Origin of the sequence: Silicimonas lutimaris (assembly GCF_047314965.1) — a bacterium.
Taxonomy (GTDB): domain Bacteria; phylum Pseudomonadota; class Alphaproteobacteria; order Rhodobacterales; family Rhodobacteraceae; genus JAVJUV01.
Window position 1 is genome coordinate 38243 of record NZ_JBLBVK010000054.1, and the last position, 24909, is coordinate 63151.

The 24909-nt window shown below is 63.7% G+C and carries 27 protein-coding genes; 17 read left to right on the plus strand and 10 right to left on the minus strand.

The genetic code is table 11. The annotated features are described in order from the left end of the window. Window positions 1-3: 3 nt before the first annotated feature. Window positions 4-1047, minus strand: a complete 1044-nt coding sequence (locus ACKLNI_RS15000) for an aldo/keto reductase (RefSeq protein WP_413719895.1) — start codon at window positions 1045-1047, stop codon at window positions 4-6. 103 nt (window positions 1048-1150) lie between these two features. Between ACKLNI_RS15000 and ACKLNI_RS15005 the strand changes: the two genes are divergently transcribed. Both ACKLNI_RS15005 and ACKLNI_RS15010 read left to right on the plus strand, forming a co-directional pair. Continuing rightward, window positions 1151-1771, plus strand: coding sequence for an ImuA family protein (locus tag ACKLNI_RS15005; RefSeq protein ID WP_413719896.1), 621 nt, complete (start codon window positions 1151-1153; stop codon window positions 1769-1771). Between the two features lie 82 nt (window positions 1772-1853). Continuing rightward, entirely contained in the window at window positions 1854-2423 is a 570-nt protein-coding gene (locus ACKLNI_RS15010; protein ID WP_413719897.1) for a YceI family protein, read from the plus strand. Here ACKLNI_RS15010 and ACKLNI_RS15015 read toward each other — a convergent pair whose 3' ends face one another. Continuing rightward, window positions 2424-3053 carry an invasion associated locus B family protein gene (locus ACKLNI_RS15015; protein ID WP_413719898.1) on the minus strand — a complete coding sequence of 210 codons (630 nt, stop codon included), beginning with the start codon at window positions 3051-3053 and terminating at the stop codon, window positions 2424-2426. It lies immediately after the preceding gene. Between the two features lie 450 nt (window positions 3054-3503). Here ACKLNI_RS15015 and ACKLNI_RS15020 point away from each other — a divergent pair, with 450 nt between their 5' ends. The 5 genes from ACKLNI_RS15020 to ACKLNI_RS15040 all read left to right on the plus strand — a co-directional run bounded on the left by ACKLNI_RS15020 (window position 3504) and on the right by ACKLNI_RS15040 (window position 10111). Beyond that, window positions 3504-5042 carry a helicase HerA-like domain-containing protein gene (locus ACKLNI_RS15020; RefSeq protein ID WP_413719899.1) on the plus strand — a complete coding sequence of 513 codons (1539 nt, stop codon included), beginning with the start codon at window positions 3504-3506 and terminating at the stop codon, window positions 5040-5042. Window positions 5043-5247: 205 nt separating this feature from the next. Beyond that, a complete protein-coding gene (gene polA / locus ACKLNI_RS15025) occupies window positions 5248-8052 on the plus strand; it encodes a DNA polymerase I (RefSeq protein WP_413719900.1) in 2805 nt (934 codons plus the stop codon). A gap of 7 nt (window positions 8053-8059) precedes the next feature. Further along, window positions 8060-8965, plus strand: a complete 906-nt coding sequence (locus ACKLNI_RS15030; RefSeq protein ID WP_413719901.1) for a cation diffusion facilitator family transporter — start codon at window positions 8060-8062, stop codon at window positions 8963-8965. A 139-nt stretch (window positions 8966-9104) separates the two neighbouring features. Continuing rightward, on the plus strand, window positions 9105-9545 hold the full coding sequence (locus ACKLNI_RS15035) for an ACT domain-containing protein (protein ID WP_413719902.1): 441 nt from the start codon (window positions 9105-9107) through the stop codon (window positions 9543-9545). Next, entirely contained in the window at window positions 9542-10111 is a 570-nt protein-coding gene (locus ACKLNI_RS15040) for a YdeI/OmpD-associated family protein (protein WP_413719903.1), read from the plus strand. The genes ACKLNI_RS15035 and ACKLNI_RS15040 overlap by 4 nt, the downstream gene beginning before the upstream one ends. Here ACKLNI_RS15040 and ACKLNI_RS15045 read toward each other — a convergent pair. Further along, entirely contained in the window at window positions 10108-10713 is a 606-nt protein-coding gene (locus tag ACKLNI_RS15045; protein WP_413719904.1) for a DUF2238 domain-containing protein, read from the minus strand. The genes ACKLNI_RS15040 and ACKLNI_RS15045 overlap by 4 nt on opposite strands. A gap of 131 nt (window positions 10714-10844) precedes the next feature. Between ACKLNI_RS15045 and purL the strand changes: the two genes are divergently transcribed. Continuing rightward, the gene (gene purL, locus ACKLNI_RS15050) at window positions 10845-13004 is read left to right on the plus strand and encodes a phosphoribosylformylglycinamidine synthase subunit PurL (protein ID WP_413719905.1); all 2160 of its coding nucleotides are present in this window, start codon (window positions 10845-10847) and stop codon (window positions 13002-13004) included. A gap of 21 nt (window positions 13005-13025) precedes the next feature. Here the strand turns inward: purL and ACKLNI_RS15055 are convergent, their stop codons facing one another. Continuing rightward, window positions 13026-13970 carry a phytanoyl-CoA dioxygenase family protein gene (locus ACKLNI_RS15055; RefSeq protein ID WP_413719906.1) on the minus strand — a complete coding sequence of 315 codons (945 nt, stop codon included), beginning with the start codon at window positions 13968-13970 and terminating at the stop codon, window positions 13026-13028. 114 nt (window positions 13971-14084) lie between these two features. Between ACKLNI_RS15055 and ACKLNI_RS15060 the strand changes: the two genes are divergently transcribed. From ACKLNI_RS15060 to ACKLNI_RS15085, 6 genes are all read left to right on the plus strand, one after another. Then, a complete protein-coding gene (locus ACKLNI_RS15060) occupies window positions 14085-14321 on the plus strand; it encodes a BolA/IbaG family iron-sulfur metabolism protein (protein WP_413719907.1) in 237 nt (78 codons plus the stop codon). Window positions 14322-14444: 123 nt separating this feature from the next. Then, window positions 14445-14804, plus strand: a complete 360-nt coding sequence (gene grxD / locus ACKLNI_RS15065) for a Grx4 family monothiol glutaredoxin (RefSeq protein ID WP_413719908.1) — start codon at window positions 14445-14447, stop codon at window positions 14802-14804. Window positions 14805-14807: 3 nt separating this feature from the next. Continuing rightward, window positions 14808-15107, plus strand: coding sequence for a putative quinol monooxygenase (locus ACKLNI_RS15070; RefSeq protein ID WP_413719909.1), 300 nt, complete (start codon window positions 14808-14810; stop codon window positions 15105-15107). Between the two features lie 31 nt (window positions 15108-15138). Beyond that, entirely contained in the window at window positions 15139-16173 is a 1035-nt protein-coding gene (locus ACKLNI_RS15075) for an Ldh family oxidoreductase (RefSeq protein ID WP_413719910.1), read from the plus strand. An 81-nt stretch (window positions 16174-16254) separates the two neighbouring features. Then, window positions 16255-16572 (plus strand): TraR/DksA family transcriptional regulator, encoded by a 318-nt coding sequence (locus ACKLNI_RS15080; RefSeq protein ID WP_413719911.1) that lies wholly within the window; start codon window positions 16255-16257, stop codon window positions 16570-16572. A 34-nt stretch (window positions 16573-16606) separates the two neighbouring features. Further along, entirely contained in the window at window positions 16607-17011 is a 405-nt protein-coding gene (locus ACKLNI_RS15085; RefSeq protein ID WP_413719912.1) for a c-type cytochrome, read from the plus strand. A 7-nt stretch (window positions 17012-17018) separates the two neighbouring features. Here ACKLNI_RS15085 and ACKLNI_RS15090 read toward each other — a convergent pair whose 3' ends face one another. From ACKLNI_RS15090 to ACKLNI_RS15100, 3 genes are read right to left on the minus strand one after another with little or no spacing between them, the layout of a single operon-like run. Then, window positions 17019-17942 (minus strand): DMT family transporter, encoded by a 924-nt coding sequence (locus tag ACKLNI_RS15090; protein WP_413719913.1) that lies wholly within the window; start codon window positions 17940-17942, stop codon window positions 17019-17021. Window positions 17943-17963: 21 nt separating this feature from the next. Further along, complete coding sequence (locus ACKLNI_RS15095; RefSeq protein WP_413719914.1) at window positions 17964-18365, minus strand: cell division protein ZapA; 402 nt, start codon at window positions 18363-18365, stop codon at window positions 17964-17966. Between the two features lies 1 nt (window position 18366). Further along, window positions 18367-18834 carry a coiled-coil domain-containing protein gene (locus ACKLNI_RS15100; protein WP_413719915.1) on the minus strand — a complete coding sequence of 156 codons (468 nt, stop codon included), beginning with the start codon at window positions 18832-18834 and terminating at the stop codon, window positions 18367-18369. 210 nt (window positions 18835-19044) lie between these two features. Here ACKLNI_RS15100 and tkt point away from each other — a divergent pair, with 210 nt between their 5' ends. The 3 genes from tkt (at window position 19045) to ACKLNI_RS15115 (ending at window position 23173) form a co-directional block, all read left to right on the plus strand. Next, on the plus strand, window positions 19045-21060 hold the full coding sequence (tkt, locus tag ACKLNI_RS15105; RefSeq protein ID WP_413719916.1) for a transketolase: 2016 nt from the start codon (window positions 19045-19047) through the stop codon (window positions 21058-21060). A gap of 476 nt (window positions 21061-21536) precedes the next feature. After that, complete coding sequence (locus tag ACKLNI_RS15110) at window positions 21537-21896, plus strand: YciI family protein (RefSeq protein ID WP_413719917.1); 360 nt, start codon at window positions 21537-21539, stop codon at window positions 21894-21896. Continuing rightward, entirely contained in the window at window positions 21893-23173 is a 1281-nt protein-coding gene (locus ACKLNI_RS15115; protein ID WP_413719918.1) for an RNA polymerase sigma factor, read from the plus strand. The genes ACKLNI_RS15110 and ACKLNI_RS15115 overlap by 4 nt, the downstream gene beginning before the upstream one ends. A gap of 71 nt (window positions 23174-23244) precedes the next feature. On the opposite strand, the gene ACKLNI_RS15120 is transcribed toward ACKLNI_RS15115, so the two are convergent. From ACKLNI_RS15120 to ACKLNI_RS15130, 3 genes are all read right to left on the minus strand, one after another. Beyond that, on the minus strand, window positions 23245-23754 hold the full coding sequence (locus ACKLNI_RS15120) for a GNAT family N-acetyltransferase (protein ID WP_413719919.1): 510 nt from the start codon (window positions 23752-23754) through the stop codon (window positions 23245-23247). Window positions 23755-23852: 98 nt separating this feature from the next. Next, window positions 23853-24020, minus strand: coding sequence for a 50S ribosomal protein L33 (gene rpmG, locus ACKLNI_RS15125; RefSeq protein ID WP_012179442.1), 168 nt, complete (start codon window positions 24018-24020; stop codon window positions 23853-23855). A 109-nt stretch (window positions 24021-24129) separates the two neighbouring features. Next, on the minus strand, window positions 24130-24825 hold the full coding sequence (locus ACKLNI_RS15130) for a tellurite resistance TerB family protein (protein WP_413719920.1): 696 nt from the start codon (window positions 24823-24825) through the stop codon (window positions 24130-24132). Window positions 24826-24909 lie beyond the last annotated feature (84 nt).

Consider the following 24909-nt stretch of genomic DNA (forward strand, 5'->3'; position numbering starts at 1 on the left):
GCCTCAATATGGCATTGGATGTGCGCGGTGTGCCTTTGACACCTCATCCAGCACCTCCTCCGGGAGCGTCAGGTCCAATCCCCCGAGGATGCGCTGGAGCTGCGGCATGGTCGTTGCGCCGAAGATCGGGATCGTCGGAAACGGTCTTTGAACGCACCAGGCCAGCGACAGATGAACAGGGTCGAGGCCATGCCTTGTGGCGATATCCAGATAGGCCTGCGTCGCCTCGAAGACGCGCGCCGACTTGCGCCCACCCATGGTGTCGTTGATCGACATGCGCGAGCCTTCAGGAATCGCCCCGTTCTGATACTTGCCGGTCAGGAAGCCGGCTGCCAGCGGCGAGAAGGCCAGAAGCGTGATGTCCTCGTGATGTGCCAGCTCGGCCATGTCGGTGTCGTAGAGGCGACAGAGCAGCGAATACTCGTTCTGCATTGTCGCCACGCGCGGCCCGCCTGCCCGTTCGGCGGCGGCCAGCCACTGCATCGTGCCCCACGCACTGTCGTTCGACAGACCGAAGGCGCGTATCTTGCCCTCTTTGACCAGCTCGGCCAGAACCTCCATGATCGCCGCGAACTCGTCCAGGATCTCGTTGGCCGACGGTTGCTTGCGCGGATCGAAAACCCAGTTCTGCCGGAACATGAACGAGCCGCGGTTGGGCCAGTGGAACTGGTAGACATCCACATAGTCGGTTTTCAGGCGCCTCAGCGATCCCTCCAGCGTGTCGCGCACCGTGTCGGCCCCGATGGGCCGATTGTCGCGCACCATCTCGCTGGTGCCGGTGTGCTTGGTCGCGATCACCACGTCCGCACGGCGACCAGTCTTTTCGAGCCAGTTCCCGATCACCTCCTCGGTACCGCCGATGGTTTCCTTGCGAACAGGCGCGACCGGGTACATCTCGGCGGTGTCCATGAAGTCGATCCCGGCATCGAGCGCGGCATCGATCTGGGAGTGAGCTTCGGCCTCGGGAGTCTGATTCCCCCATGTCATCGTGCCGAGGCAATAGTCGCTGACCTCGATGCCGGTCCGGCCGAGCGTTGTTCGGTTCATGGAAAGCTCCCTGTGGCTGGACCTTTAGTCCTAGCGGCGGAGAGCGGATTGGCAAGGCAAAAGCCCTGTTGAGAACAAAAGAAGAACATCATATGATGTTCATATGCCCGATCATGCCGCCGCCCACCTTCTGAACCGCCATTCGCACCGCAAGCACGGGGCGCCGCCCATCCTGTTCCTGGACGACCTCGCGCTGCAACCGGCCCGCGTGCACGAGTTCTGCGGCTCGGCCCGGCGGAGGCTGGCCCTGAAGGTGGCGGGCGCACTTCAGGGACCCGTGATCTGGATTCGGCCCTCCTGGATGCCGGGACGGCTGAATCCCGATGGTTTCCTGAAGATCGCCGACCCGGCACGGTTCATTTTCGTCACGCCGAAACGGCCCGAAGACCTGCTCTGGTCGATGGAGGAAGCGCTCCGCGCGGGCCTTGTGCCCCTTGTCGTCGCCGACCTTCCCGACCCGCCGGGCCTGACCGCCATCCGCCGCCTGCACCTTGCGGCCGAGACCGGTACTGCGGAAGGCAACACCGCGCCGCTGGGCCTGATCCTGACACCGGGCGAAGGCGGCGCGCCGGGGGTGGAAAGCCGGTGGTGGCTGGCCCCGTCCCATGGCGATGGCGGGGCCGAGGCCTGGCGGCTGGAGCGCCGCCGCGCCCGGATGGAGCCAGAGAAGCACTGGCAGGTGACCGGCGGCAGGAACGGCATGCGACTGGATAGTGCGACCTGACCTCACGAAACCGGGGCAAATGCCCCAAACTGAACACGCGAAACTGAGTACAAGCACCGGCTGAACATGATAAACTCAAACCATGGAACGTCGTGTATTCATCGCCTTGTTGGCCGCCGGTCTTGCCGCACACCCCGCGCGCGCGGCCGCGCGCCCCTATCTTCTGGACCAGGCGAACTCGACCGTCGCCTTCACCTACCAGATGAACGGTCAACCCTTCACCGGGCGGATGCCCGTGGCCTCGGCCGACATCCTGCTCGACGTGGACAACCCTCCGAACAGCCGGGTCAGCGCGGAAATCGACGCCGCAGGCGCGGACGCGGGCCCGTTCTATGCGACGGAAGCGATGAAAAGCGAAAGCGTCCTGAACACGGCGCAGTTTCCCACCATCCGCTTCCGATCCGAACGCGTCGAAGGGACGGTCGAACGCGCAAAGGTACATGGCCTGCTGACCGTCCGGGACGTTACCGAAGAGATAACGCTGGACACTGTGCTCTACCGCCAACGGGGCACCGACGCAGGGGACCGCTCCAAGCTATCGATCCTGCTCACCGGAGAGATCGACCGGCGCCGCTTCGGCGCCGGTGGCTATTCCGCCATCGTGGGCCCGGTGATCCGGCTTCAGATTCTCACCCGGATCACATTGGCCTGATTACTGCGCGTTGGCAGCGACCAGCGCATTCCAGCCAGCCGTGAAACCCGAAAGCGAAACCTTCAGCTGAACGACCTCGTTCGGTGCCGCTGCCGGAACGATGACGACCGTACCTGCTGCGCCCGCCTTGAAGGCGTCGATTTCGACCTGGGTAAAGCCGATCCGGGCGAAACAACCGATCTGGCTGCAGAAGCTGTAGGGATAGCGGCGCACCTGTCCTTCATCGACCCGCAGCCGAAGTTCGGCCGTCAGCAAGGTCTCCAGCGGGGTCACGACGGTGGCTCCCGCAACGGCCTGCTGCCCCTCGGGCAGATTGAAGATCGAGAACTCGGCTACGGAGTTGCCTTCGCCGTCCAGAAGCAGCTGGTAGAGCTGGCAGGGATCCTTTTCCCCGTCACTTTTCACGCAGCGCAGCTGCCAGTCGCCGTGCTTCTCGGCGACATAAGTCTGACCGATCTGCGGCTCGCCGGCCTCTCCCTCGGGAGCGCCCATCGACAGGCCCGCGGCCGCCGCCGGGTCATTGCCATCCGCGGAAGACTGCTCTCCGGTCGTCGTCTGATCCTGGGCCGCTACCGCGGCAGGGAAAGTCAGAAGAAGGCAGATTGCCCAGGTCCTGAAAGTGCCGAACATGATTTCCTCACTGTTTCCGGTCTGTTTGGCGTCGCATCTAACATGCCTGCCACCGCTTGTCAGGGCGCATAAAAGGCGGGGCGCGGAGCTTCGCCGAAAACCGGCGAGGTCAGAAAAGAAAAGGGCCCGCAGCTGGGCCCTTCTCCAATTCGCACTCCCTGTCGGACTGGCCGACTTTTGAATTTGGTGGGAGGCTACGAGCAGAACCTCGGGCCGTCAACAGGGTTTTTATTCACATTTTTCAAGTCTTGGGGCCAAGCCTTCAGAAATTCACCAGCCACTTACCGTCAGCAAGCAAAAAAGCCGCGCCTTTACGGCGCGGCCAGTCAACAGGGAGGAAATAACCCGCTGCCAAAGGAATCCCCGGCAACGGACAGGTTCATACTGGCGCATAAAGGTTAACAGGCTATTCTCGGCAGCGAATTTGGAAAAAAGACAGGGACCTCAACAGTGTCAGAGACGATTTTCATCGGCGGCGGCGGGCCGGACTATGGCGTGAAGCAGGAGCTGATTCTCAAATACGCGAACCGCCACGGCCTCGTCGCCGGAGCAACGGGAACCGGCAAGACGGTCACCCTGCAGATCATGGCCGAGGGGTTTTCGGCGATGGGCGTGCCCGTCTTCCTGTCCGACGTGAAGGGCGATCTTTCGGGAATCGCCAAGACCGGCACGCCCGAGTTCAAACTGCATGACGCCTTCACCAAGCGGGCCACAACGATCGGCTTCGACGACTATACCTACAATGCCTTTCCAGTCACGTTCTGGGACCTCTACGGCGAACAGGGTCACCCGATCCGAACCACGATCAGCGAGATGGGCCCCCTGCTTCTGTCCCGGCTTCTGGAACTGTCCGAAGCGCAGGAAGGAATCCTGAACATCGCGTTCCGCGTCGCCGACGAAGAGGGCCTGCCGCTTCTCGACCTGAAGGATCTGCAATCGATGCTGGTCTGGCTGGGCGAGAACCGCGAGGCGGTCTCGATCCGTTATGGCAACATCTCGACGGCCTCGCTGGGCGCCATCCAGCGTCAGCTGCTCGTTCTCGAGAATCAGGGCGCGACTCAGTTCTTCGGCGAACCGGCACTGGAACTCTCGGACATCATGCGTACCGACGTGGACGGGCGCGGCCGCATCAACATTCTCGCCGCCGACAAGCTGATGGGAGCGCCCCGGCTCTATGCCACCTCGCTCCTCTGGCTGCTGTCAGAACTCTTCGAGGAACTGCCGGAAGTGGGCGACCCGGACAAGCCGAAGCTCGTCTTCTTCTTCGACGAGGCGCATCTCCTGTTCGACGACGCGCCCAAGGCGCTGATCGACAAGGTCGAACAGGTGGCGCGCCTGATCCGGTCGAAAGGCGTCGGCGTCTACTTCGTGACACAGAACCCCGCGGATGTGCCCGAGGACATCCTCGGCCAGCTTGGCAACCGGGTTCAGCACGCGCTCCGGGCCTTCACGCCCAAGGATCAGAAAGCCCTCAAGATGGCGGCCCAGACCTATCGCACCAACCCGCGCTTCTCGACGGAACAGGCGATCCGCGAGGTCGGCGTCGGCGAGGCGGTGACTTCGATGCTCGAGGCCAAGGGCGCGCCCGGCGTGGTCGAGCGCACGCTGATCCGTCCGCCCTCCTCCCAGCTTGGCCCGATCACCGAAACGGAACGGCGCGATTTCATGTCCGCGTCGCCGATCGCCGGGAAATATGACAAGACCATCGACCGCCAGAGCGCCTACGAGGTGCTGATGTCGCGCGCGGATGCCGCCGCGAAGGAAGCCGAGGAAGCGGAGCGCGCCGAAGCGGAAGCCGAGGCACGGGAACGCGAGTTCAAACAGGCGCGCCGCTACGAGGCCGACAGGGTGGGCCGTTCGACGTCGCGCTCGTCGCGTTCGGACAGCGTGGGCGACAAGCTGACAAAGATGGTCGTGACAGAGCTGACCGGCACTACAGGACGCCGCATCGTGCGCGGCATTCTCGGCAGCCTGTTCAAGGGGCGATGAGCGGCGGACCGGGGGAGCGCCGCTCCCCCGGACCCCCTCGCCGTATTTTTTCCAGGAAGAAAGACAATTTGATTAAAAACCTTTTCCTCTTGGCACAAATACTTCGGGGGTGAGGTGCGGAACGCACCGAGGGGGCTGGCCCCCTCTCTGGTGATCCGGCCTCCGGCATGGCATGACGGCGGGCAAGCATTGAGGAGGCAGACAAATGGCATTCGGCAAAGGGCATCATCTCAGCCTGATCGATGGTTCGGCCTTCATCTTCCGCGCCTATCACGCGCTTCCGCCCCTGACCCGGAAATCGGACGGCCTGCCCGTGGGCGCCGTTTCGGGTTTCGTCAACATGCTCTGGAAGATGGTGGAGGACAACAAGGGACCGGACGCGCCTACCCATGTGGCCGTGGTGTTCGACAAGGGCTCGCACACCTTCCGCAACGACCTTTACGACCTCTACAAGGCCAACCGTGACGAGATGCCCGAGGATCTGCGACCCCAGATCCCTCTGACCCGCGAGGCAACCCGTGCCTTCAACATCGCCTGTCTCGAGCAGGAAGGATTCGAGGCCGACGACATCATCGCGACGCTGGCGCACAAGGCCCGCGACGCGGGTGGGCGCGTGACGATCATCTCCTCGGACAAGGACCTGATGCAGCTCGTCGGCGGCGGCGTCGAGATGTACGATGCCATGAAGAACGTGCGCATCGACCGCGAGGGCGTGCTCGAGAAGTTCGGCGTCTATCCCGAACGCGTCGTCGACGTACAGGCTCTGGCGGGCGACAGTGTCGACAACATTCCCGGCGCGCCTGGGATCGGCATCAAGACCGCCGCGCTCCTGATCAACGAATATGGCGACCTCGAGACACTTCTAGAACGTGCGGGAGACATCAAGCAGCCCAAGCGGCGCGAAACGCTCATCGAGAACGCCGACCAGATCCGGCTGTCGAAAACGCTGGTCACGCTCGACCACCAGATGGAGCTCGACTACGATCTCGACAGTCTGGAGCTGAAGGACCCGGTGGCCGACGATCTGCTGGAGTTCCTCGCGCGCATGGAATTCCGCACCGTCACCCGGCGCATCGCCGAATCGCTCGGCGTCGAGCCGCCGGCGATCACCGACAACGACCCAGGCGGGGCCGAGGCAGCGGAGACCGAAGCCCCGGCAGCGGCGCCTTTCGACACCTCCGCCTACGAAAAGGTGACAGACAAGGCAGCGCTGGAAGGCTGGATCGAAAAGGCACACGCGCGTGGCTACGTCGCTGTCGATACCGAAACGACAGGGCTCAACGAGATGACCGCCGACCTCGTCGGTGTCTCGCTGTCGGTCGATCCCGGGAGTGCCTGCTATATCCCGCTCGCCCACAAGACCGGGGCCGCCGACGACCTTTTCGGGTCCGACGACCTTGTCGCGGAGCAGATCCCGCTCGCCGACGCGCTGGCGCTGTTGAAGCCGCTGCTGGAGGACGACAGCGTCCTGAAGATCGGTCAGAACATGAAGTACGACGCCAAGATCCTGGCCCGCTACGGCATCGAAGTCTCGCCAATCGACGACACGATGCTGATGAGCTACGCGATGAACGCCGGCCTTCACAGCCACGGGATGGACGCACTGTCGGAGCGCTACCTCGGCCATCATCCCATCGAGATCAAATCCCTTCTCGGCTCCGGCAAGTCCATGATCACCTTCGATCGCGTCGACGTGGACGAGGCCGTGAAATATGCCGCCGAAGATGCCGACATCACGCTCCGCCTCTGGCACACCTTCAAGCCGCAGCTGCACCGCGCCCGCGTCACCACCGTCTACGAAACCCTCGAGCGGCCGCTCGTTCCGGTCCTGGCCGAGATGGAGATGGCGGGAATAAAGGTCGACAAGGCTGTGCTTTCGAAAATGTCGAACGCCTTTGCCCAGAAAATGGCCCAGCTCGAAGACGAAATCCACGAGATGGCGGGTGAGAAGTTCAACGTCGGCAGCCCCGCACAGGTCGGAGAGATCCTGTTCGACAAGATGAGCCTGCCGGGCGGCAAGAAGGGGAAAACCGGCAAGTATTCCACGCCTGCGGACGTGCTGGAAGACCTGGCGACCGAGCACGACCTGCCCGCGCGCATTCTCGACTGGAGACAGCTGCAGAAGCTCAAATCGACTTATACCGACGCGCTTCAGGACCACATCAACAAGGACACGGGCCGGGTCCATACCTCCTATTCGATCGCGGGCGCGAACACGGGCCGCCTCGCTTCGACCGATCCGAACCTTCAGAACATTCCGGTCCGCTCCGAAGAAGGCCGCCGCATCCGCGAGGCTTTCGTCGCAACCCCGGGCCACACCCTTGTCAGCCTCGACTATTCGCAGATCGAGTTGCGCATCCTCGCCCATATCGCCGACATCCCGGCCCTCAAAGAGGCATTCCGCGAAGGCCAGGACATCCACGCGGCGACGGCATCAGAGATGTTCAACGTGCCGCTCGACCAGATGACTCCCGACGTGAGGCGCCAGGCCAAGGCGATCAATTTTGGCGTGATTTACGGCATTTCGGGCTTTGGACTGGCCCGCAACCTGCGTATTCCGCGCGAGGAGGCGCAGGGCTTCATCGACCGCTATTTCGAACGCTTCCCGGGCATCCGCGCCTATATGGACGACACCACGGCCTTCGCCAAAGAGCACGGCTATGTCCAGACACTGTTCGGGCGGAAAATCAACACGCCCGAGATCAACGCCAAGGGCCCGACCGCCGGCTTCGCCAAGCGCGCGGCGATCAATGCTCCGATCCAGGGGACGGCCGCCGACATCATCCGGCGCGCCATGATCCGCATGCCCGACGCCATAGCGAAGCTGCCGGCGAAGATGCTGCTGCAGGTCCATGACGAACTTCTATTCGAAGTCGAAGACCGCGCTGTGGATGACCTGATCGGCATCGCAAAAGACGTGATGGAGGGAGCGGCGCTGCCAGTCGTCAAGCTGGACGTGCCGTTGACGGTCGACGCCGGCAAGGGGGCGAACTGGGCCGAGGCCCACTAGCGAACTCATGCCCCACGACCATGGCCATCACCACGGACACGGCCACGCGGCGGGCGACGGGAAGCTTACAGCGGCTGTCGCAGTCAACATTCTCCTCACCGTGGTTCAGATCGTGGGCGGTCTCCTCTCGGGTTCCCTGGCGTTGATCGCCGATGCGATCCACAACCTGTCCGACGCTCTCTCCCTCATCCTCGCTTTCGCCGCGCGCCGGATCTCGCGCCGCAAGGCGGATGGAACGATGACGTTCGGATGGAACCGGGCGGAACTGATCGCCGCCCTGATCAACCTGACCGCGCTTGTGATGATCGCGCTCTATCTGGCCATCGAGGGGCTCATGCGGCTGGCCGATCCGCCGGGGGTCGATGGCTGGATCGTGATCTGGATCGCCGCCGTCGCGCTGGTGGTCGATGCGGCTACCGCCGCCCTGACCTACCGCATGTCGAAAGACAGCCTGAACATCCGCGCCGCCTTCCTGCACAACCTGGCCGATGCGCTTGGATCGGTCGCCGTCATTCTCGTTGGCACGCTGATCCTGCTCTACGACTGGCGGCTTCTGGACCCGCTCGCGACGCTGGGCATCTCGGCCTACATCCTGTGGCACGCACTGGCCGAGATGCGGCCTACGATCCACATTCTGATGCTCGGAGCACCGGATGCGCCCGACCGCGAAGACATCCGAAGTGCCTTTCTCGCCCACCCGGACATACACGAGGTCCACCATCTGCACCTCTGGCAGATCGACGAAAAGCGCAGTTCCTGCGAAGCCCGCGTCACGCTGGCCGAGGAAGACCTTCCGCGCGCGCCGGCGATTGTCGGCGAGTTGAAGGCAATACTGTCCGCACGCTTCGGCATCGGCCACTCCACGATCGAGGTCGAGGCTCCGCAGCTCGGCACAGGCGCCCGCGCGAGCTGACTCCCCTCGACGACGCCCTCCCGCGCCTGCGGCGCAGAAGCGGCGGGATGAGGACAATCGGACGCAATCTGCCATCCTTTTCTTGCCAAACGCCGGAAGGCACTGTCCCCTGCCAATGTTCAAAAAGATGGAATTTCAGATGGCACATTCCGGCACCCGCCCTGTGAAAGGCACCCGGAAAATGATCGCGAACATGACGCCAGTGCTCCAGTCGGGCACTTTCGTGTTCTGCTCGGTCCTTCATAACCATGATGTCACCGGGGCCATGAAGGTGGCTCGAGCCACGTTCGTCGAGGATGAAGGACTGTCCCTCATCCTGCCCAAGTCCGAAGCCGACCGGCTGGGCCTCTCTTACGAGACGCCCATGAAGCAGATCACGCTGATGGTCTATTCCTCGGTCGAAGGCGTCGGGCTGACCGCCGCCGTTGCCAAGGCACTGGCCAAGGAACGCATTCCCGCGAATATCGTCGCGGCCACCCAGCACGACCATGTCTTCGTCCCGGCCAAAATGGCCGAGGATGCGGTTGACGCCCTGCGTCGCCTGCAGGCCAAGGCGCAGAGCGACCGGAAATCGCAGTGACCGCTGCCGATGCACCTCATGTCGAGGCGCATAGCCTCGCCGACCTCTCCGACTGGCTCCGCGAGAACCACCAGAACGCCGGGTCCGTCTGGCTTGTGACCTTCAAGAAAGCGCACCCGGATTACCTGCCTTTCGGAGAGGTCGTCGAGGAACTGATGTGCTGGGGCTGGGTCGATTCCTCGGTTCGCGCGGTGGACGAGCGTCGCATGAAACACCTGATCAGCCCCCGGAAGGAGACCTCGGCCTGGTCAGCGGTCAACAAGGAGACCGTCGCCCGGATGCGGGCGGCGGGCCGGATGCAGCCTGCGGGAGAAGCCAAGATCGCCGCAGCGATGGTCAACGGCATGTGGAACTTCCTGGATGACGTCGAACGGCTCGAAGTGCCGGACGACCTGGCCAGCGCGCTGGGCGAGGCGCGCGAGTCCTGGGACGGCTGGAGCCGTTCGGTCAGACGCGCATGGCTTGAAAAGATCAAACGGGCGAGGACCGCGCCGACCCGGGAAAAACGCATCGCGGAATGCGCAGCGGCGGCGCAGGACAATTCGAAGAACGGCGGCCTGCGCTAGGAGCGCCCTTTCAGTACGCGCACCAGCACCATCGCGATCACCGCGCCCAAAGCGTTGAAACACAGGTCCAAAGCCGTGTTGTAGTACCCGCCCACATTCGTGTCCGGCACCATCAGCACTGCCGAAAACTCGATCATCTCGTTCAGCGCACCCAGCCCCATCGCACCCAGAACGGGATAGACATAGGCCGTCGCCTTCCCGCCAGTGTCAGGATAATGCCGCAGAAGCAGATGATGCAGCAGCCAGGCCGATACCCCGAAACCGTAGGCGTGAACGAGCTGATCGTATTTCAGGATGAAATACTGCTCGGTCTCGACGATCGGGATCAGATGCAGGTTGTACAGCACCGATCCCGCCACCGGCACGCTGCCCCCTGCCATGTGCATGAGACCCCAGAGCGACAGCGCCCAGAGCATCGGCACCGGGTATTCCGCCACCCGGAGCGTCAGCGCCACCAGAGCGATCAGGCCCACCATCGTTGCGATATAAACGATGAACTCGAAATTCCCGATCGACAGGAACCAGCCCGTGAAGGCCAGCACGTAGGCCACCGTGAAGAGACCGACACGCTTTTCAGCGCCATTTGGTGCACGCGAATTCATGCATGTATCAGAGCCGAACTCCGTGCCTCTGGCAAGCGCGACCATTCGCTCGCACGGATTCCGGGGGTTGCCCCTTTCCCCTGCCCGCACTGTCTTTTATGAGACGCCCATCAGGACCGAAGGGGACAGGCATGAGCGAGCCGGAAATCACCGAAGACGTCGTCGCGGCGCACGGGTTCACGCCAGACGAATTTGCCGAAGTGCTCCGGATCCTGAACCGCGAGCCCACGTTCACCGAGCTTGGTATTTTCTCGGCGATGTGGAACGAGCACTGCTCGTACAAGTCCTCCAAGAAATGGCTCCGCACCCTGCCCACCGAAGGCCCCCAGGTCATCTGCGGACCGGGCGAAAACGCAGGCGTCGTGGACATCGGCGACGGGCAGGCCGTGGTCTTCAAGATGGAAAGCCACAACCACCCCTCGTACATCGAGCCCTACCAGGGCGCGGCCACCGGTGTGGGCGGCATCCTGCGCGATGTCTTCACCATGGGCGCACGCCCCATCGCCGCGATGAACTCGCTGTCCTTCGGCGAGCCGTCGCATCCCAAGACCCGCCGACTTGTCTCGGGCGTGGTCGAGGGGATCGGCGGGTATGGCAACGCTTTCGGCGTTCCGACCATCGGTGGCGAAGTGCGCTTCCACCGCGCCTATAACGGCAACTGCCTCGTCAACGCCTTCGCGGCCGGACTGGCAGACGCCGACAAGATCTTCTATTCGGCCGCTTCGGGCGTCGGCATGCCCGTCGTCTATCTGGGCGCGAAAACGGGCCGCGACGGCGTCGGCGGCGCGACGATGGCCTCGGCCGAATTCGACGACACCATCGAGGAAAAGCGCCCGACCGTGCAGGTCGGCGACCCCTTCACCGAGAAGCGGCTTCTCGAGGCCTGCCTCGAACTGATGAAGACCGGCGCCGTCATTTCGATCCAGGACATGGGCGCCGCCGGCCTGACCTGCTCGGCGGTCGAGATGGGCGACAAGGGCGGTCTTGGCGTCAAGCTGAACCTCGACCGCGTGCCGCAGCGCGAAGAGGCGATGACCGCCTACGAGATGATGCTGTCCGAAAGCCAGGAGCGGATGCTCATGGTTCTGAACCCGGAACTGGAGGACGAGGCCAAGGCGATCTTCGACAAGTGGGATCTCGACTTCGCCATTGTCGGCGAGACCATCGCCGAGGACCGCTTCCTGATCCTGCACGGCAACGAGACGAAAGCCGACCTGCCCTTGTCCAAGCTCTCGTCCACCGCACCGGAATACGATCGCCCCTGGATCGAGACCCCCGCCGCCACACCGTTCACCGAAACGCTGGAGATCGACCCGATCGATGGGTTGATCTCGCTGATCGGTTCGCCAAACTATGCCCGCAAGCATTGGGTCTGGGAGCAATACGACAGCCAGGTCATGGCTGACACGGTGCGCACGCCCGGCCTTGGAGCCGGCATCGTCCGCGTCCATGACACCGGGAAAATGCTGGCCTTCACCTCGGACGTGACGCCCCGCTACGTCAAGGCGAACCCGAAGGAAGGCGGCAAGCAGGCCGTGGCCGAGGCCTATCGCAACCTCTCGGCCGTCGGTGCAAGGCCGCTTGCAACGACCGACAATCTCAACTTCGGCAACCCGCAGAAGCCCGAGATCATGGGTCAGTTCGTCGGTGCGATCAAAGGCATCGGCGAAGCCGTTGCGGCGCTAGACATGCCGATCGTTTCCGGCAACGTATCGCTTTACAACGAGACCGACGGCACCGGTATCCTGCCCACGCCGACCATCGGCGCGGTCGGCCTGATCGCCTCCGAGGACGAGTTGATCGGCGGCACCGCCAATGACGGCGACTGGGCCATCCTGATCGGCGAAACCCACGGCCACCTCGGACAGTCCGCGCTTCTGGCCGAAGCCTTCGGGCGCGAGGAAGGCGACGCGCCCGAGGTCGATCTTGCCGCCGAGAAGCGCCACGGCGAATTCGTCCGCGCCAATGCCGCTCTGATCACGGCTGCCACCGACCTCTCCGACGGCGGACTGGCTCTTGCTGCCTTCGAGATGGCAGCGGCTGCGGGAATGGGCGTCACGCTCGACACCTCCGACATCGCCCAGCTTTTCGGCGAGGATCAGGCCCGCTACCTGATTGCCTGCGGTTTCGATCAGGCAGAGGCGCTGATGGCCGCTGCCGCCCAGGCCGGCGTGCCCGTCGCGCAGGTTGGCCGGTTCGGCGGCAAAACCGTCAGTTTCGGCGACAGCGAGGGGTTCCTGTCAGACCTAGACATTCTCTACCGGACGGCGTTCGAGGCGGCCGTCGGCTAGGCCCGCCCAACGGCGCATCGGTTACCAGAGATCCAGACCCAGAAGCTGGCGTCCAAGCGGCGTCAGCTTGGCCGGGCCACCGTTGTTCGCCTTTTCCCAACCGCGCGGATCTCCGGGAAAATCCGGCCGGTTCGGCGGCTCCATCTCGCGCCACAGCCTGATGCGTTCCTCACGTTCAGCCTCGTTTTCCTGATCCGCGGGATACATCGAAATGTACTGCGCCATGCGGACCCGGCCATCCGAGAAATTCGGACGCACCCCGTGGGCCAGAAGCGAATTGAAGATCATCAGGTCGCCCGGTTCCATCGTGATATTTTCCCGCTCCAGCCCGGTCATGTCCGGCAAAAGCGGGTTGCGGTCGGCGGGCTGGGTCTTCACCCAGTCGTCAAAATGCTCGAACAGGTACGGCACGCACTGGAACCCGCCCGTTTCCTCGTCCTGCGGCATCAGGCTCAGCACGCCCTGAACGCCGATCGGCTTCGGATCGAGCGCGGTATTCACGTCCCAGTGGATGAACCCGTCCCGGCTGCCCGATTTGTCCTGCTTCGGTACATTCAGGTTGGCGCGGTCGATGGCGACCCAAAGGTCTTCACGATCCCAGATATCCACGAACGCATCGTAGATGCGCTGTTCCTGCCGATTGTCCCAGAGAAACTGGTGGTTGTAGATCTCGACCATGCCGGCGTTGTTCAGTTCCGCCCGTACATGGGCCCGGCGTTCGGCCGCATACCATGTCGCAGGATCGTTCGGATCCTTGTCGTCGAACTCCCAGAGAAGCGCCGCAAGCCGCTCGCAATTCTCGCGCGGAACCGCGCCCCGGACGATCACGTATCCCTTGGTGATCCAGTGCCGCCAGTCGTCCTCCGACAAGACGCGAAGAGGAAGCGTCTTCTGGATGTCCTTCAACTGCGTGGTGACACCCGCACCAAGCGGATGACTGATCTCGTCGGCAGTCGGCTGTTGCATTCCATCCTCCCGTTTTTCGCGAAGTTTCGCGACTTTGCAGGAATGGCGCAAGCACCTTGCGGGCAGATTGCGGGAGACCTAGATTGAATTCGAAACAACCGAGGAAGCGCACAGATGCCGATGCAGGCCCACGAGATCGAAGAACTTCTGCGCGAGACGTTTCCCGACGCGAAGATCATGGTCGAGGGAGATGACGGTGTCCACATGTCGGCCGTGGTGATCGACGAAAGCTTTCGCGGGTTGAACCGGGTCCAGCAGCAGCGCGCGGTCTATGCCGCCCTGAAAGGCAAGATGGACGGGCCGACCGGCGAATTGCACGCACTGGCACTCACGACACGGGTCCCGGACTAGCCGTCTCCACAAGTATGGCGACGCTCTGGTGCAGCGCCCCGCAGGATTTGACCGCGCTGCCCCTTTTCCTCTCCGGAATTCACCACTATTTCTCGGGGTAACGCGAACAGGGGAGCCACCGACATGACCGCCCACGACCAGATCAAGACGACAGTTTCCGAGAACGACGTCGTGCTTTTCATGAAAGGCACCAAATCCATGCCACAGTGCGGGTTTTCGTCCCGCGTGGCTGGCGTTCTGAATTTCATGGGCGTTGACTTCCAGGACGTCAACGTGCTGGCCAATGACGAAATCCGTCAGGGAATCAAGGACTTCTCCGACTGGCCCACGATCCCGCAGCTTTATGTGAAGGGCGAATTCATCGGCGGCTGCGACATCGTCACCGAAATGACGCTCTCGGGGGAACTGGACCAACTCTTCGACGAGAAAGGCGTGGCCTACAACAAGGACGCCGCCGAGCAGATTCGCGCGCATAATTCCTGAGGCATGTTCGTCGTCACTGTCGACTTCCGCTCCGCACCGGACAAGGCGTCCGACTTTCTTGCGGCACTCCGCGAGAACGCGGACGCCTCGGTGCGGGACGAGCCGGGATGTCTGCGTTTCGACGTGTGCACCGTCCCGGACGATCCGACGCGCGTCTTTCTTTACGAGATCTACACCGATGCGGCCGCCTTCGAGGCCCACAAGGCCACAAGGCATTTCGTCGCGTTCGACAAGATGGTCCGGGACTGGACGGCGGAGAAATCCGTAAGGACCTACATGCTCGAACCGGCAGACCCGTCGTGATCTGCGCGGTGTATTCCGCACGGTTTTGGCCATGACCATTCCCGCAGAGACTCTGCGCGACTTCGCCCGGCGCTGCTACGCCGCCCTGGGCCTGCCGGATACCGACGCCGCCCTCGTGGCCGACAGCCTCGTTCAGTCAGATCTCTGGGGCCATCCCTCTCACGGGATCATGCGTCTCTTCTGGTACGCCGTCCGGCTTGAAAGCGGGGCAATGTCGCCGGTTACCCGCCCCGAACTCTCGGGCAAGGGTGCGCTTTTGACGATGAACGGCAACGACGGCGTCGGCCAGGTCGTCGCGAGAGCTGCCATGGACGCGGCGATCACCGCCTCCAAAACGCACGGGATCGGCGCCGTGGCGGTTCGCAATTCCGGGCATTTCGGCACGGCCATGTATTTTACCCGCATGGCTGCCCGCGAGGGCTGCATCGGGTATCTCGCGACCAACGCCAGCCCTGCCATGGCGCCCTGGGGCGGTCTGGACAAACGGCTCGGCACCAATCCCTGGTCCTGGGCGGCGCCCGCCGGACGCTATGCGCCCGTCATGCTCGATATCGCAAACACCGCCGTGGCGCGCGGGAAACTCTACGCCGCGAAGGCGAAAGGCGATCCCATTCCAGAAGGCTGGGCGATGGACGCCGACGGCAATATGACCACCGATGCCGCACTTGGCATCGCGGGCACCATCCTGCCGATGGCGGGCCACAAGGGCTATGCGGTCAGTTTCATCACCGACATGCTGGCCGGGGTTCTCTCCGGCAGCGCCTTCGGTACCGACGTCACCGGGCCCTATGTGCCAGAGGGGCGCAGCGGTGCGGGTCACTTCGTCATCGCCATAGACATCGCGGCCTCCCGGCCGCTCGCGGAGTTCGAGGCAGATATGGAGCGGTTGATCGACGAGATCAAATCCGCGCGCCCCGCGCCGGGCTCCGCCGGCATCTCATATCCGGGCGAGATCGAGGCGCTCAACGAGACCCGCAATCTCGCGGAAGGCATCGACCTTCCCGAGGCCGTGATAGGCGATCTGATCGACGGAGCGGACCGCATCGGTGTGCCACATCCTTTCTGATCCAGAACAAAGACTTCGCCTGCGTCACGAGCGATTCTGATCAAGACCGGGCGCTTAAGGCCCGACAAAAGGAGACATGAAATGCGCGATTTTTCCGAACTGAAAGCCATTCTTGAAAGCCGCCTCGAAGAACTTGACGCACGGGTTCACGATATCGAGGACCGTCTGGACGACCCCGTCTCGAAGGACTGGGAGGATCAGGCCGTGGAGCTTGAGGATTTCGAGGTGCTGGAAGATCTCGGAAAGGCCGGCATGAAAGAGATGGATCTTATCCGCGCCGCTCTTGGCCGGATCGAGGATGGCAGTTACGGTGAATGTGCCAAGTGCGGGGATGACATCTCGATCGAGCGCCTGAAGGCCGTGCCTTACGCGGTTCTGTGCCGGAAATGCGCCAAGTAGGTCTGACCCGCGAAACTGCCGGAAAGGTCCTGACATGAGACGACCCCTGATCGCCATCGCCGCTCTTGCCCCGATCGCGCTGCTGGCCTGCGCGCCTCAGCATGAAGAGGTGGGCCAGAAACTCTACATGGACTACTGCACCTCGTGTCATGGCCTGTCGGCGCGCGGCGATGGCCCGATCTCAGGTGATCTTGACCGACCCGTTCCCGATCTGACAACGATCGCCCAGCGGAATGGCGGCAGCTTTCCGACCGCCCGCATCATGTCCGTGATCGACGGCTACAGTCGGGCCCGCGACGGGAACATCACGATGCCGGAATTCGGGATCGAGCTGCAGGCCGGACCGCTGGTGCTCTACGATTCGGGCGACGGCAGGGCCACGCCGACGCCATCGAAGCTGGTGGCGCTCGCCGAATACCTCCGGTCGATCCAGCGGTAAGCCGCGCTCAGCCGCGCCGCCAAAACAGCCCAATGATCGAGGACGACTGGGAAATTGCGATCCCCGTCAGGATCAGCGCAAGCGCGGCGTAAAGCCCCGGCTGCAGTTCCTCGCCCAGAAGCAGGACACCGAACAGGACGGAAAAGACTGGAATAATGTAGGCCACGAGGCTCATGAAGACCGAGCCTGCCGACTTGATCACCCGGACCCGCCAATAGGCGGCCAGGGCCGTGGGAAAGAGCGCGGCATAGACCGCTGCCATTGCCGCTCCAGCGCCGAAACCGCGCGGCACGCCCTCCAGGATCAGGGCCACGGGCAGCAACACCGCCGACGCAACCGTCAGTATGCCAGCCGAGAAGGCCAGAGGCGGCACCTTCGGGCTGCGCCGGGTGATGATCGAGGCAGCCGAGTAACAGACCACGGCGCTCAGGCAGGACAGACGTCCCAGCAGCGTCATGTCTCCCGCGCCGGCCTCAAAGGCTCCCGGACCGATCAGCAGTACCAGCCCGCCAAAGCCCACCAAAAGACCGAGGATCCGTACGGGGGTGATCACTTCGTCCCGCAGAAAGATGAATGCCAGCGGCACCAACACGATAGGCAGACTGCCCATCGCGACGCCTGCGAAAGCCGAGGGCACATGCTGCTGACCCCAGCTCAAAAGGAAGAATGGCAGGGCCATGCCGATCACGCCAACTGGCGCGACATATCCCCACGCCCCGGCCTTCGAGACCTGCCCGATCCCCTGCCCCGACAACTGTGCCGCAGCCAGCAGAACGGGCGCACCCATGGATGTACGAAGCGCCGCGACCCACCACGGGCCGAACCCGGTCAGGGCAATTTCCATGGCCATGAAAGCCGATCCCCAGACAGCCCCGAGGGCAAGCAGGATCAGCCAGTTCACAAGGCCCGGCTGCGCCGGTGTCGTGTCCAAGATCGTGACGGGCTGCCGGACTTATCCGGCGGCCCGCGCCTTATCTTCGGCAGCTTCCGCCAATGCCTCGGCCCGCGCGGCCAGCTCTGCCAGCGTCTCGCGCACCTCAGTCGGAATCACTGCCACCTCGACCATCTCGGGCTGAGGCGCGGGACGGCTCTGCAACTCTTCGATCCAAGCTTCCTGCTGGGCGATCTTGTTCTCCATGGCCTTGATCTGGTCCTGCGTCCCTGCCGCCTTGTCGGCCAGCATCAGTCCGGCCATCAGCAGCATGCGGGCTTCCGGCAGCCTCCCGATCTGGTCCATCAGCGTCTTCGCCTCGTTGTCCAGAAGCCCGGCTGCAGCATGAAGGAAATGCTCTTCGCCCGCCTGACAGGCGACGTTGAACGGGCGGCCTCCGATCTCGATCGTGACTTCGGGCATCTCACGCCTCCTTCAAAAGCGGTTCAAGGGTGGCCAGCACCTCGTCGATCTCGGCACGCTGCGCTTCCCGCTCCGCGCGCAAACCTTCCAGTTCCGAAGCCATCGCGCCGTTCACCAGTCCCGCATCGGCCAGCCCCTGGGCGTTCGCCGCGCGAAGTTTCCCGTTCGAGTCGCGCAGTTCGGCGTTGACAGACCGCATGCGCTGCACCTCGCCATCACGAGTGCGCACCGCTTCTTTCAATCGAACCACCTCGGCTTCAAGCGCAGCCAACGTGGTCTCCTGCTTATCCTTGATCGCCCGCACCCGCTCTTCCAGCTGCGCGTTGGCAACCCTCTCTGCTTCCAGTTCGGCTTTCATCGCCTCGAGGTCGGCCGTGTCCGACGGGACGCCCCCCAGATGCTCCAGCGCCTGCGACGCCCTGTCCAGCGCCGCCGTGATCCGGCGTTCAAGTTCGGCAATATCACTCATAGATCCGTCCTGCTCCGTCCGTTCCTGTGGGGACAGGCGGCGCAGTTCCATGCGAATCGCCAGTGAAGCCCCCGTTTCGGGCGACTCTTACCCATTCGACCGCCTGTTTCACCCCCTTTCGGCACATAAGGCACCCGCGTCGTCTTGCACTCGGACAGGGGGCTGGTATCTAGCGGCTCGATTCCGGCTTCAGAAGTGAGGGACAGAACCTTGGATATCGCAACTCTCAAAGAGCTTCACCCCGATCACTTCAACCGCGCCACGGCCATCCGTGTGCTGGCGATGGACGCTGTCCAGGCAGCGAACTCGGGTCACCCCGGCATGCCGATGGGCATGGCCGATGTGGCGACCGTCCTCTTCGAAAAGCACCTCAAGTTCGACGCATCGAACCCCGACTGGCCCGACCGCGACCGGTTCATCCTGTCGGCCGGCCACGGCTCTATGCTGCTCTACGCGCTCCTGCACCTGACCGGCTACGAAGACATGACCCTCGATCAGGTCCGCAACTTCCGCCAGCTTGGCTATATCACCGCAGGCCACCCGGAATACGGCCACGCCAAGGGGATCGAGACCACGACCGGCCCGCTCGGCCAGGGCATCGCCAACGCCGTCGGCTTCGCTATGGCCGAGGAATCGCTGCGCGCCCGTTATGGAAAGAAGGTCGTCGACCATTACACCTACGTTATCGCCGGTGACGGCTGCCTGATGGAAGGCATCAGCCACGAGGCGATCGGGCTTGCGGGCATGCAGAAGCTGTCGAAGCTCATCGTTCTCTGGGACGACAACAACATTTCCATCGACGGCGAGATCTCGCTCTCCGACGTCACCGACCAGCGCCAGCGCTTCAAGGCCGCGGGCTGGCAGGTTCTGGAGTGCGACGGCCATGACCCCGAGGATATCGACCGCGCCCTCACACAGGCGAAATCGTCGAAGAAACCGACGATGATCGCCTGCAAGACCCATATCGGCTTCGGCTCGCCCAAGCAGGACAGCTCCAAGGCGCACGGCTCGCCCCTCGGCGCGGATGGCATCGCGGCGACCCGCGAGACCTATGGCTGGACCAGCGCACCCTTCGACATCCCGTCCGACATTCTCGACGCATGGCGGGCAACCGGTCGCCGCGGTGCAAGCGAACGGGCCGCCTGGGACGCGCGCTTCGCGGCGCTCAGCGCATCGCGCCAGAGCGAACTCGGACGCATCTGGTCCGGCGCGGCCCCGCGGAAACTCTCCGCGGTGATCCGCGCCCTGAAGAAGCAGATCTCCGAAAACGCGCCCAAGGTCGCCACGCGGAAATCGTCTGAAATGGTGCTCGAGGTCGTGAACCCGATCATGCCCGAGAACATCGGCGGCTCCGCCGACCTCACCGGCTCGAACAACACGCTGACCGCCGATCTCGGCGTCTTCGATCCCACGAACCGCAAGGGGCGCTACGTCCATTTCGGCATCCGCGAACACGGCATGGCGGCGGCGATGAACGGCATGGCGCTCCACGGCGGCATCCGCCCCTATGGCGGCACGTTCCTGACCTTCACCGACTATGCCAAGGGCGCGATCCGGCTCTCGGCCCTGATGGGCGTGCCCGTCACCTACGTGATGACGCATGACTCGATCGGCCTTGGCGAAGATGGCCCGACCCACCAGCCTGTCGAGCACCTCGCCGGGCTGCGCTCCACGCCCAACATCAACGTCTTCCGTCCCGCCGACACGGTCGAAACCGCCGAGGCCTGGGAAATCGCGCTGACTTCGGACAAGACCCCGTCGGTGCTGGCTCTGTCGCGTCAGGGACTGCCCACGGTCCGCACCGAGCACAAGACGAAGAACCTGACGGCTCAGGGCGCCTACGTCCTCGCCGAAGCGAGCGGCAAGCGGCAGGCGCTGATCATGGCCACCGGCTCCGAGGTCGAAATCGCCATGAAGGCCCGCGATCTGCTCGAGGCCGAGGGCATCGGCACCCGGGTCGTCTCCATGCCCTGCTGGGAACTTTTCGAGGAACAGGACGAGAGCTACCGCCGCAAGGTCCTGCCCGCTGGCCCGGTGCGCGTGGCGGTTGAGGCCGGCATCCGTTTCGGCTGGGACCGCTGGCTTTACGGCGAGCGCGGCCGGCGCGAGAAATCGGGCTTCGTCGGCATGCACGGCTTCGGCGCCTCTGCCCCGGCTGAAGAACTCTACAAGCACTTCGGCATCACGCCCGAGGGCGTCGTCGCCAAGGTCAAGAGCCTGCTCTAATCGCAGGCACGGCGCCTTCGGGCGCCGCGTCCTTCCTCTTGGCGAAAATACTTCGGGGGTGTGGGGGCAGAGCCCCCACCCTGAACCACGCCGGACATCTTGCGCCCGCCCCGTTAACCACCGGGCTCGTCCGCCATCTGCCATACGTTTTGCCGACGGTTCGCCGACGCTTCGCCGCCCGGTGAACGCGCCTGTTTTCCCTTGATCTTAACGTCCAGGCCGGGTTTTTCGACAGCACGGAACCACGCCGCAACGCGCGATCGGGAATAAAATTCTTCACCCTGTCGAAATCCCGCTCCCGCCCGCGTCCTTGGATCATCGAACCAGACAGGGAGACAGCCCAGACACTCTCGATCGCTGAGATCCATGCCGCGACGCATGGGCCAGGGCCGCCCCTCGTTGCACCCCGGATCGCCCGAGCCTTGCCAGCGCGCGGAATCCGCGCAACACTTCACCCACAGGAAAGGAAAAATTCCATGCAATATCTTGCACTTATTTACGCAGAAGACGGTGCGGGGCCGAATCCCGGCGACCCGGACTGGGATGCCTACATGGCCGGGTACTTCGCTGCGACCAAGACCTACAAGGACAGTGGCGTCTATCGCGGCGGCGAAGCGCTCCAGCACACCTCCACCGCCACGTCGGTGCGCATTCGGGATGGCAAGACCGAGACCATGGACGGACCCTTCGCCGAAACAAAGGAAAGGCTGGGCGGGTTCTACCTGCTTGATTGCAAGGACCTCGACCAGGCCATCGAGATGGCCGCGCTGATCCCCACCGCCAGGCACGGCACCGTCGAACTCAGGCCCATCATGCAGATCCCCGGCGACGAATGACCCATCCCGCCCCCGGCCTCGCAGACACGATCTCCGCGATCCTCCGCGACGACCGGGGGCGGCTTCTCGCCGCGCTGATCCGCTCGCTGGGCGACTTCGACCTTGCGGAAGAGGCGCTCTCGGACGCCACCGAGCGCGCGCTTGTTCACTGGGGCCGAAACGGCCTTCCAACCCGCCCCGATGCCTGGCTCCTGCAGGTCGCGCGCCGCGCTGCAATCGACCACATCCGCAAGAGCAAGCGTCACGCGGCCCGCATCCCGGACCTGACGATGCTCATGGAGGAAGACGAGGCCTCTCGCGCCATGGAAGCTCCTGAAATTCCTGATGAACGGCTTCGGCTCATCTTCACATGCTGCCACCCGGCGCTGGAGGAGAAGACGCGCGTCGCGCTGACGCTGCGCACAGTCGGCGGGCTGACCACGCGCGAAATCGCCCGCGCGTTCCTCGACACAGAAGTCGCAATGGGCCAGCGTCTGTCCCGCGCCAAGGCCAAGATATCGGCGTCCGGTATCGCGTACGAGGTCCCGGGGCGGCAGGACTGGGACGCAAGGCTCAACTCGGTCCTGACCGTCCTTTACCTGATCTTCAACGAAGGCTGGACAGCCAGCCAGGGCGACGCGCCGATCCGGGAAGCGCTCTGTGACGAGGCGATCTGGCTGACGCGACTGATGACCTGTCTCGCGCCCGACGAGCCCGAGATCGAGGGCCTTATGGCCCTGATGATGCTTTCTCATGCCCGCCGCGCGGCCCGCTTCGACGGCGACGGCGCGTTCCAGCCACTCGAGAACCAGGACCGGAGCCTCTGGGACACGGCCATGATCGACGAAGGCCTGGCAATTCTCGACCTAGCCGTCGCCCGGCGTCTGCCGGGCCCGTTTCAGATCCAGGCGGCTATCAACGCCCTGCATGTGCGGGCGGATCCGCCGGCCGCGACGGACTGGCCCCAGATTCTTCTTCTGTACGAGCGCCTTGCCGCGCTTGCCCCTTCTCCGGTCGTGCATCTGAACCGGATCGTCGCCCTCGCCGAAAGCGGCGCGCTGACCCGTGCCCGTCGCGAACTGGACGCACTCGCCTGCACGCTCGATCCCTACCAGCCGTTCCACGCTGCCCGCGCCGAGCTTGCGCGCCGCGCGGGTGATGTCCCCGCTGCCCGGGCCGCCTATGACCGCGCCATTACCCTGGCCGCGAGCGCGGGCGACCGCGCGTGGCTCGCAGCACGCCGCGATACGCTCGAAGACACTCCCCCTTCCATCGGCCTCAGAGTTTCCCGGGAGTGAATTGGCCGCAGGCCAAGAGGGGGCAGAGACCCATGCCCACCGGCGGCCGCGCGGCGGGCGCAATCGCCGGTTCAGAGCGCCCGCTGCATCAGCACCGCAGGAAACTCGATCCCGGGACGCAAATCGATCATCACCGGACCGATCTCATCGAACCCACATGCCGCATAGAAAGGCACCGCCATGCGTGTCGACAGACAGTCAAGCCGCATCACACCCTTGCTGCGCGCATCGTCGAAGATATGGCCCATGAGCGCGCGTCCGATGCCCTCGCGGGTGCGGCGATGATCCGTGACGACATGACGGATATGTCCCGTCGTCGGCGCGCCGGACCGGCCCCTGCGCGGATCCATCGCGCTCCAGCCGCCGGCTCCGACGATTCGGCCTTCGCTGTCAGACACGGCGAAATAGCGGCCCGAGGTCACCAGCGCCGGATTGGCCCTCGATATCAGGGGGATCGCCATGACCATCAGAGACGGCGGATAATGGTCCCTCAGCAAGGCAGGATAAGAACGCTGAAACAGCGCATCGATCTCACTCAGATCGCTGTGGCGCGTGGTGCGGATTGTCAGAAGGTCTGCCATGGCTCCATCAAAGCTCCCGCAGGCCGGAAAAGTCCAATCACAAAACAAAAAGGCCGCGTCCCGGACGCGGCCCCTGTCTGATGTACGGAAAGGCGATCTTACTTGATCTTGCCTTCCTTGTACTCGACATGCTTGCGCGCGACCGGATCGTACTTCCGTACGACCATCTTCTCGGTCATCGTCCGCGCGTTTTTCTTGGTCACGTAGAAATGACCCGTGTCAGCGGTCGAGTTCAGACGAATCTTGATCGTCGTCGGTTTCGCCATTGGTCGTCTCCTGATCGGCCTGCGCAGTACGCACGCCCTTAAAACCTGAAGCCCGCCTTCTAAAGATTGCGCCTGCCCTGTCAAGGGCGGAATGCGCTGCGGGAAGCGATTAGGCCACGCCCATCGACTTGTGAATGCGATCCCGGGTCTCTTCTGACAATCCCAGCGCCTCGGCCAGCGCGTTCAGGTATTGGGCTTCGGACATCTTGTCGACACGCACGGCCATCAGCGAGGTCGCGTAAACCTGCGCCTTCATCTGTTCACTCGTATCGCCCGCAAGCGACATCACGTCCACTGGCGCAGCCATCTCGGCTTCGACGAAGGCTCGCTGTTCGGGACCGGCATCGCCGAGGTATTCGAAGATCCGGGCTTTCTCTTCGGCGTCGATCACACCATCGGCCTTGGCCGCCTGGATCATGGCACGGATCATCAGCTTCGCGTTTTCTTCCATCGTATCCGTGGCGATCGAGGTTCCGGTCATTGCATCGATCATCTGGCCTGTCTGCGCGGCGCCGGCCGCCATGCCGCCGCCCATTGCCGCCATCAAACCTGCAATCCCAGCAGCGGCGTTGCCGCCATCGGCACCGGCCCCCATGAACTTGTCCATCATGCCGCGGAACTGCTCGGTCGGCAGGCCCATCTTGTCCATCGTCTCGAAAGCCTGCTCGGACATCCCCGTGATCTGCGGGTTGGAGCGCATTGCATCCCGGACGCCGTCCATTCCGCCCATGTTCTTGTATTTGTCGTATCCCTTGGCAGCGGCAAAGCCGACGGCCAGCGTGGCAAGTGTTTTGACGAAACTCATTCCTGTACTCCCTGGTTTCAATGTCCGGCAGTCCATACCGGCGATTCCCGAATATTCCGGAGTGTAACAACATGACGGGGGCAT

Bases quoted from the DNA above. Each gene is read 5' to 3' on its own strand.
- ACKLNI_RS15000 (WP_413719895.1), bottom strand. From the start codon at position 1,047: ATGAACCGAACAACGCTCGGCCGGACCGGCATCGAGGTCAGCGACTAT.
- ACKLNI_RS15005 (WP_413719896.1), top strand. From the start codon at position 1,151: ATGCCCGATCATGCCGCCGCCCACCTTCTGAACCGCCATTCGCACCGC.
- ACKLNI_RS15010 (WP_413719897.1), top strand. From the start codon at position 1,854: ATGGAACGTCGTGTATTCATCGCCTTGTTGGCCGCCGGTCTTGCCGCA.
- ACKLNI_RS15015 (WP_413719898.1), bottom strand. From the start codon at position 3,053: ATGTTCGGCACTTTCAGGACCTGGGCAATCTGCCTTCTTCTGACTTTC.
- polA (WP_413719900.1), top strand. From the start codon at position 5,248: ATGGCATTCGGCAAAGGGCATCATCTCAGCCTGATCGATGGTTCGGCC.
- ACKLNI_RS15030 (WP_413719901.1), top strand. From the start codon at position 8,060: ATGCCCCACGACCATGGCCATCACCACGGACACGGCCACGCGGCGGGC.
- ACKLNI_RS15035 (WP_413719902.1), top strand. From the start codon at position 9,105: ATGGCACATTCCGGCACCCGCCCTGTGAAAGGCACCCGGAAAATGATC.
- ACKLNI_RS15045 (WP_413719904.1), bottom strand. From the start codon at position 10,713: ATGAATTCGCGTGCACCAAATGGCGCTGAAAAGCGTGTCGGTCTCTTC.
- purL (WP_413719905.1), top strand. From the start codon at position 10,845: ATGAGCGAGCCGGAAATCACCGAAGACGTCGTCGCGGCGCACGGGTTC.
- ACKLNI_RS15055 (WP_413719906.1), bottom strand. From the start codon at position 13,970: ATGCAACAGCCGACTGCCGACGAGATCAGTCATCCGCTTGGTGCGGGT.
- ACKLNI_RS15060 (WP_413719907.1), top strand. From the start codon at position 14,085: ATGCCGATGCAGGCCCACGAGATCGAAGAACTTCTGCGCGAGACGTTT.
- grxD (WP_413719908.1), top strand. From the start codon at position 14,445: ATGACCGCCCACGACCAGATCAAGACGACAGTTTCCGAGAACGACGTC.
- ACKLNI_RS15070 (WP_413719909.1), top strand. From the start codon at position 14,808: ATGTTCGTCGTCACTGTCGACTTCCGCTCCGCACCGGACAAGGCGTCC.
- ACKLNI_RS15075 (WP_413719910.1), top strand. From the start codon at position 15,139: ATGACCATTCCCGCAGAGACTCTGCGCGACTTCGCCCGGCGCTGCTAC.
- ACKLNI_RS15080 (WP_413719911.1), top strand. From the start codon at position 16,255: ATGCGCGATTTTTCCGAACTGAAAGCCATTCTTGAAAGCCGCCTCGAA.
- ACKLNI_RS15085 (WP_413719912.1), top strand. From the start codon at position 16,607: ATGAGACGACCCCTGATCGCCATCGCCGCTCTTGCCCCGATCGCGCTG.
- ACKLNI_RS15095 (WP_413719914.1), bottom strand. From the start codon at position 18,365: ATGCCCGAAGTCACGATCGAGATCGGAGGCCGCCCGTTCAACGTCGCC.
- ACKLNI_RS15100 (WP_413719915.1), bottom strand. From the start codon at position 18,834: ATGAGTGATATTGCCGAACTTGAACGCCGGATCACGGCGGCGCTGGAC.
- ACKLNI_RS15110 (WP_413719917.1), top strand. From the start codon at position 21,537: ATGCAATATCTTGCACTTATTTACGCAGAAGACGGTGCGGGGCCGAAT.
- ACKLNI_RS15115 (WP_413719918.1), top strand. From the start codon at position 21,893: ATGACCCATCCCGCCCCCGGCCTCGCAGACACGATCTCCGCGATCCTC.
- ACKLNI_RS15120 (WP_413719919.1), bottom strand. From the start codon at position 23,754: ATGGCAGACCTTCTGACAATCCGCACCACGCGCCACAGCGATCTGAGT.
- rpmG (WP_012179442.1), bottom strand. From the start codon at position 24,020: ATGGCGAAACCGACGACGATCAAGATTCGTCTGAACTCGACCGCTGAC.
- ACKLNI_RS15130 (WP_413719920.1), bottom strand. From the start codon at position 24,825: ATGAGTTTCGTCAAAACACTTGCCACGCTGGCCGTCGGCTTTGCCGCT.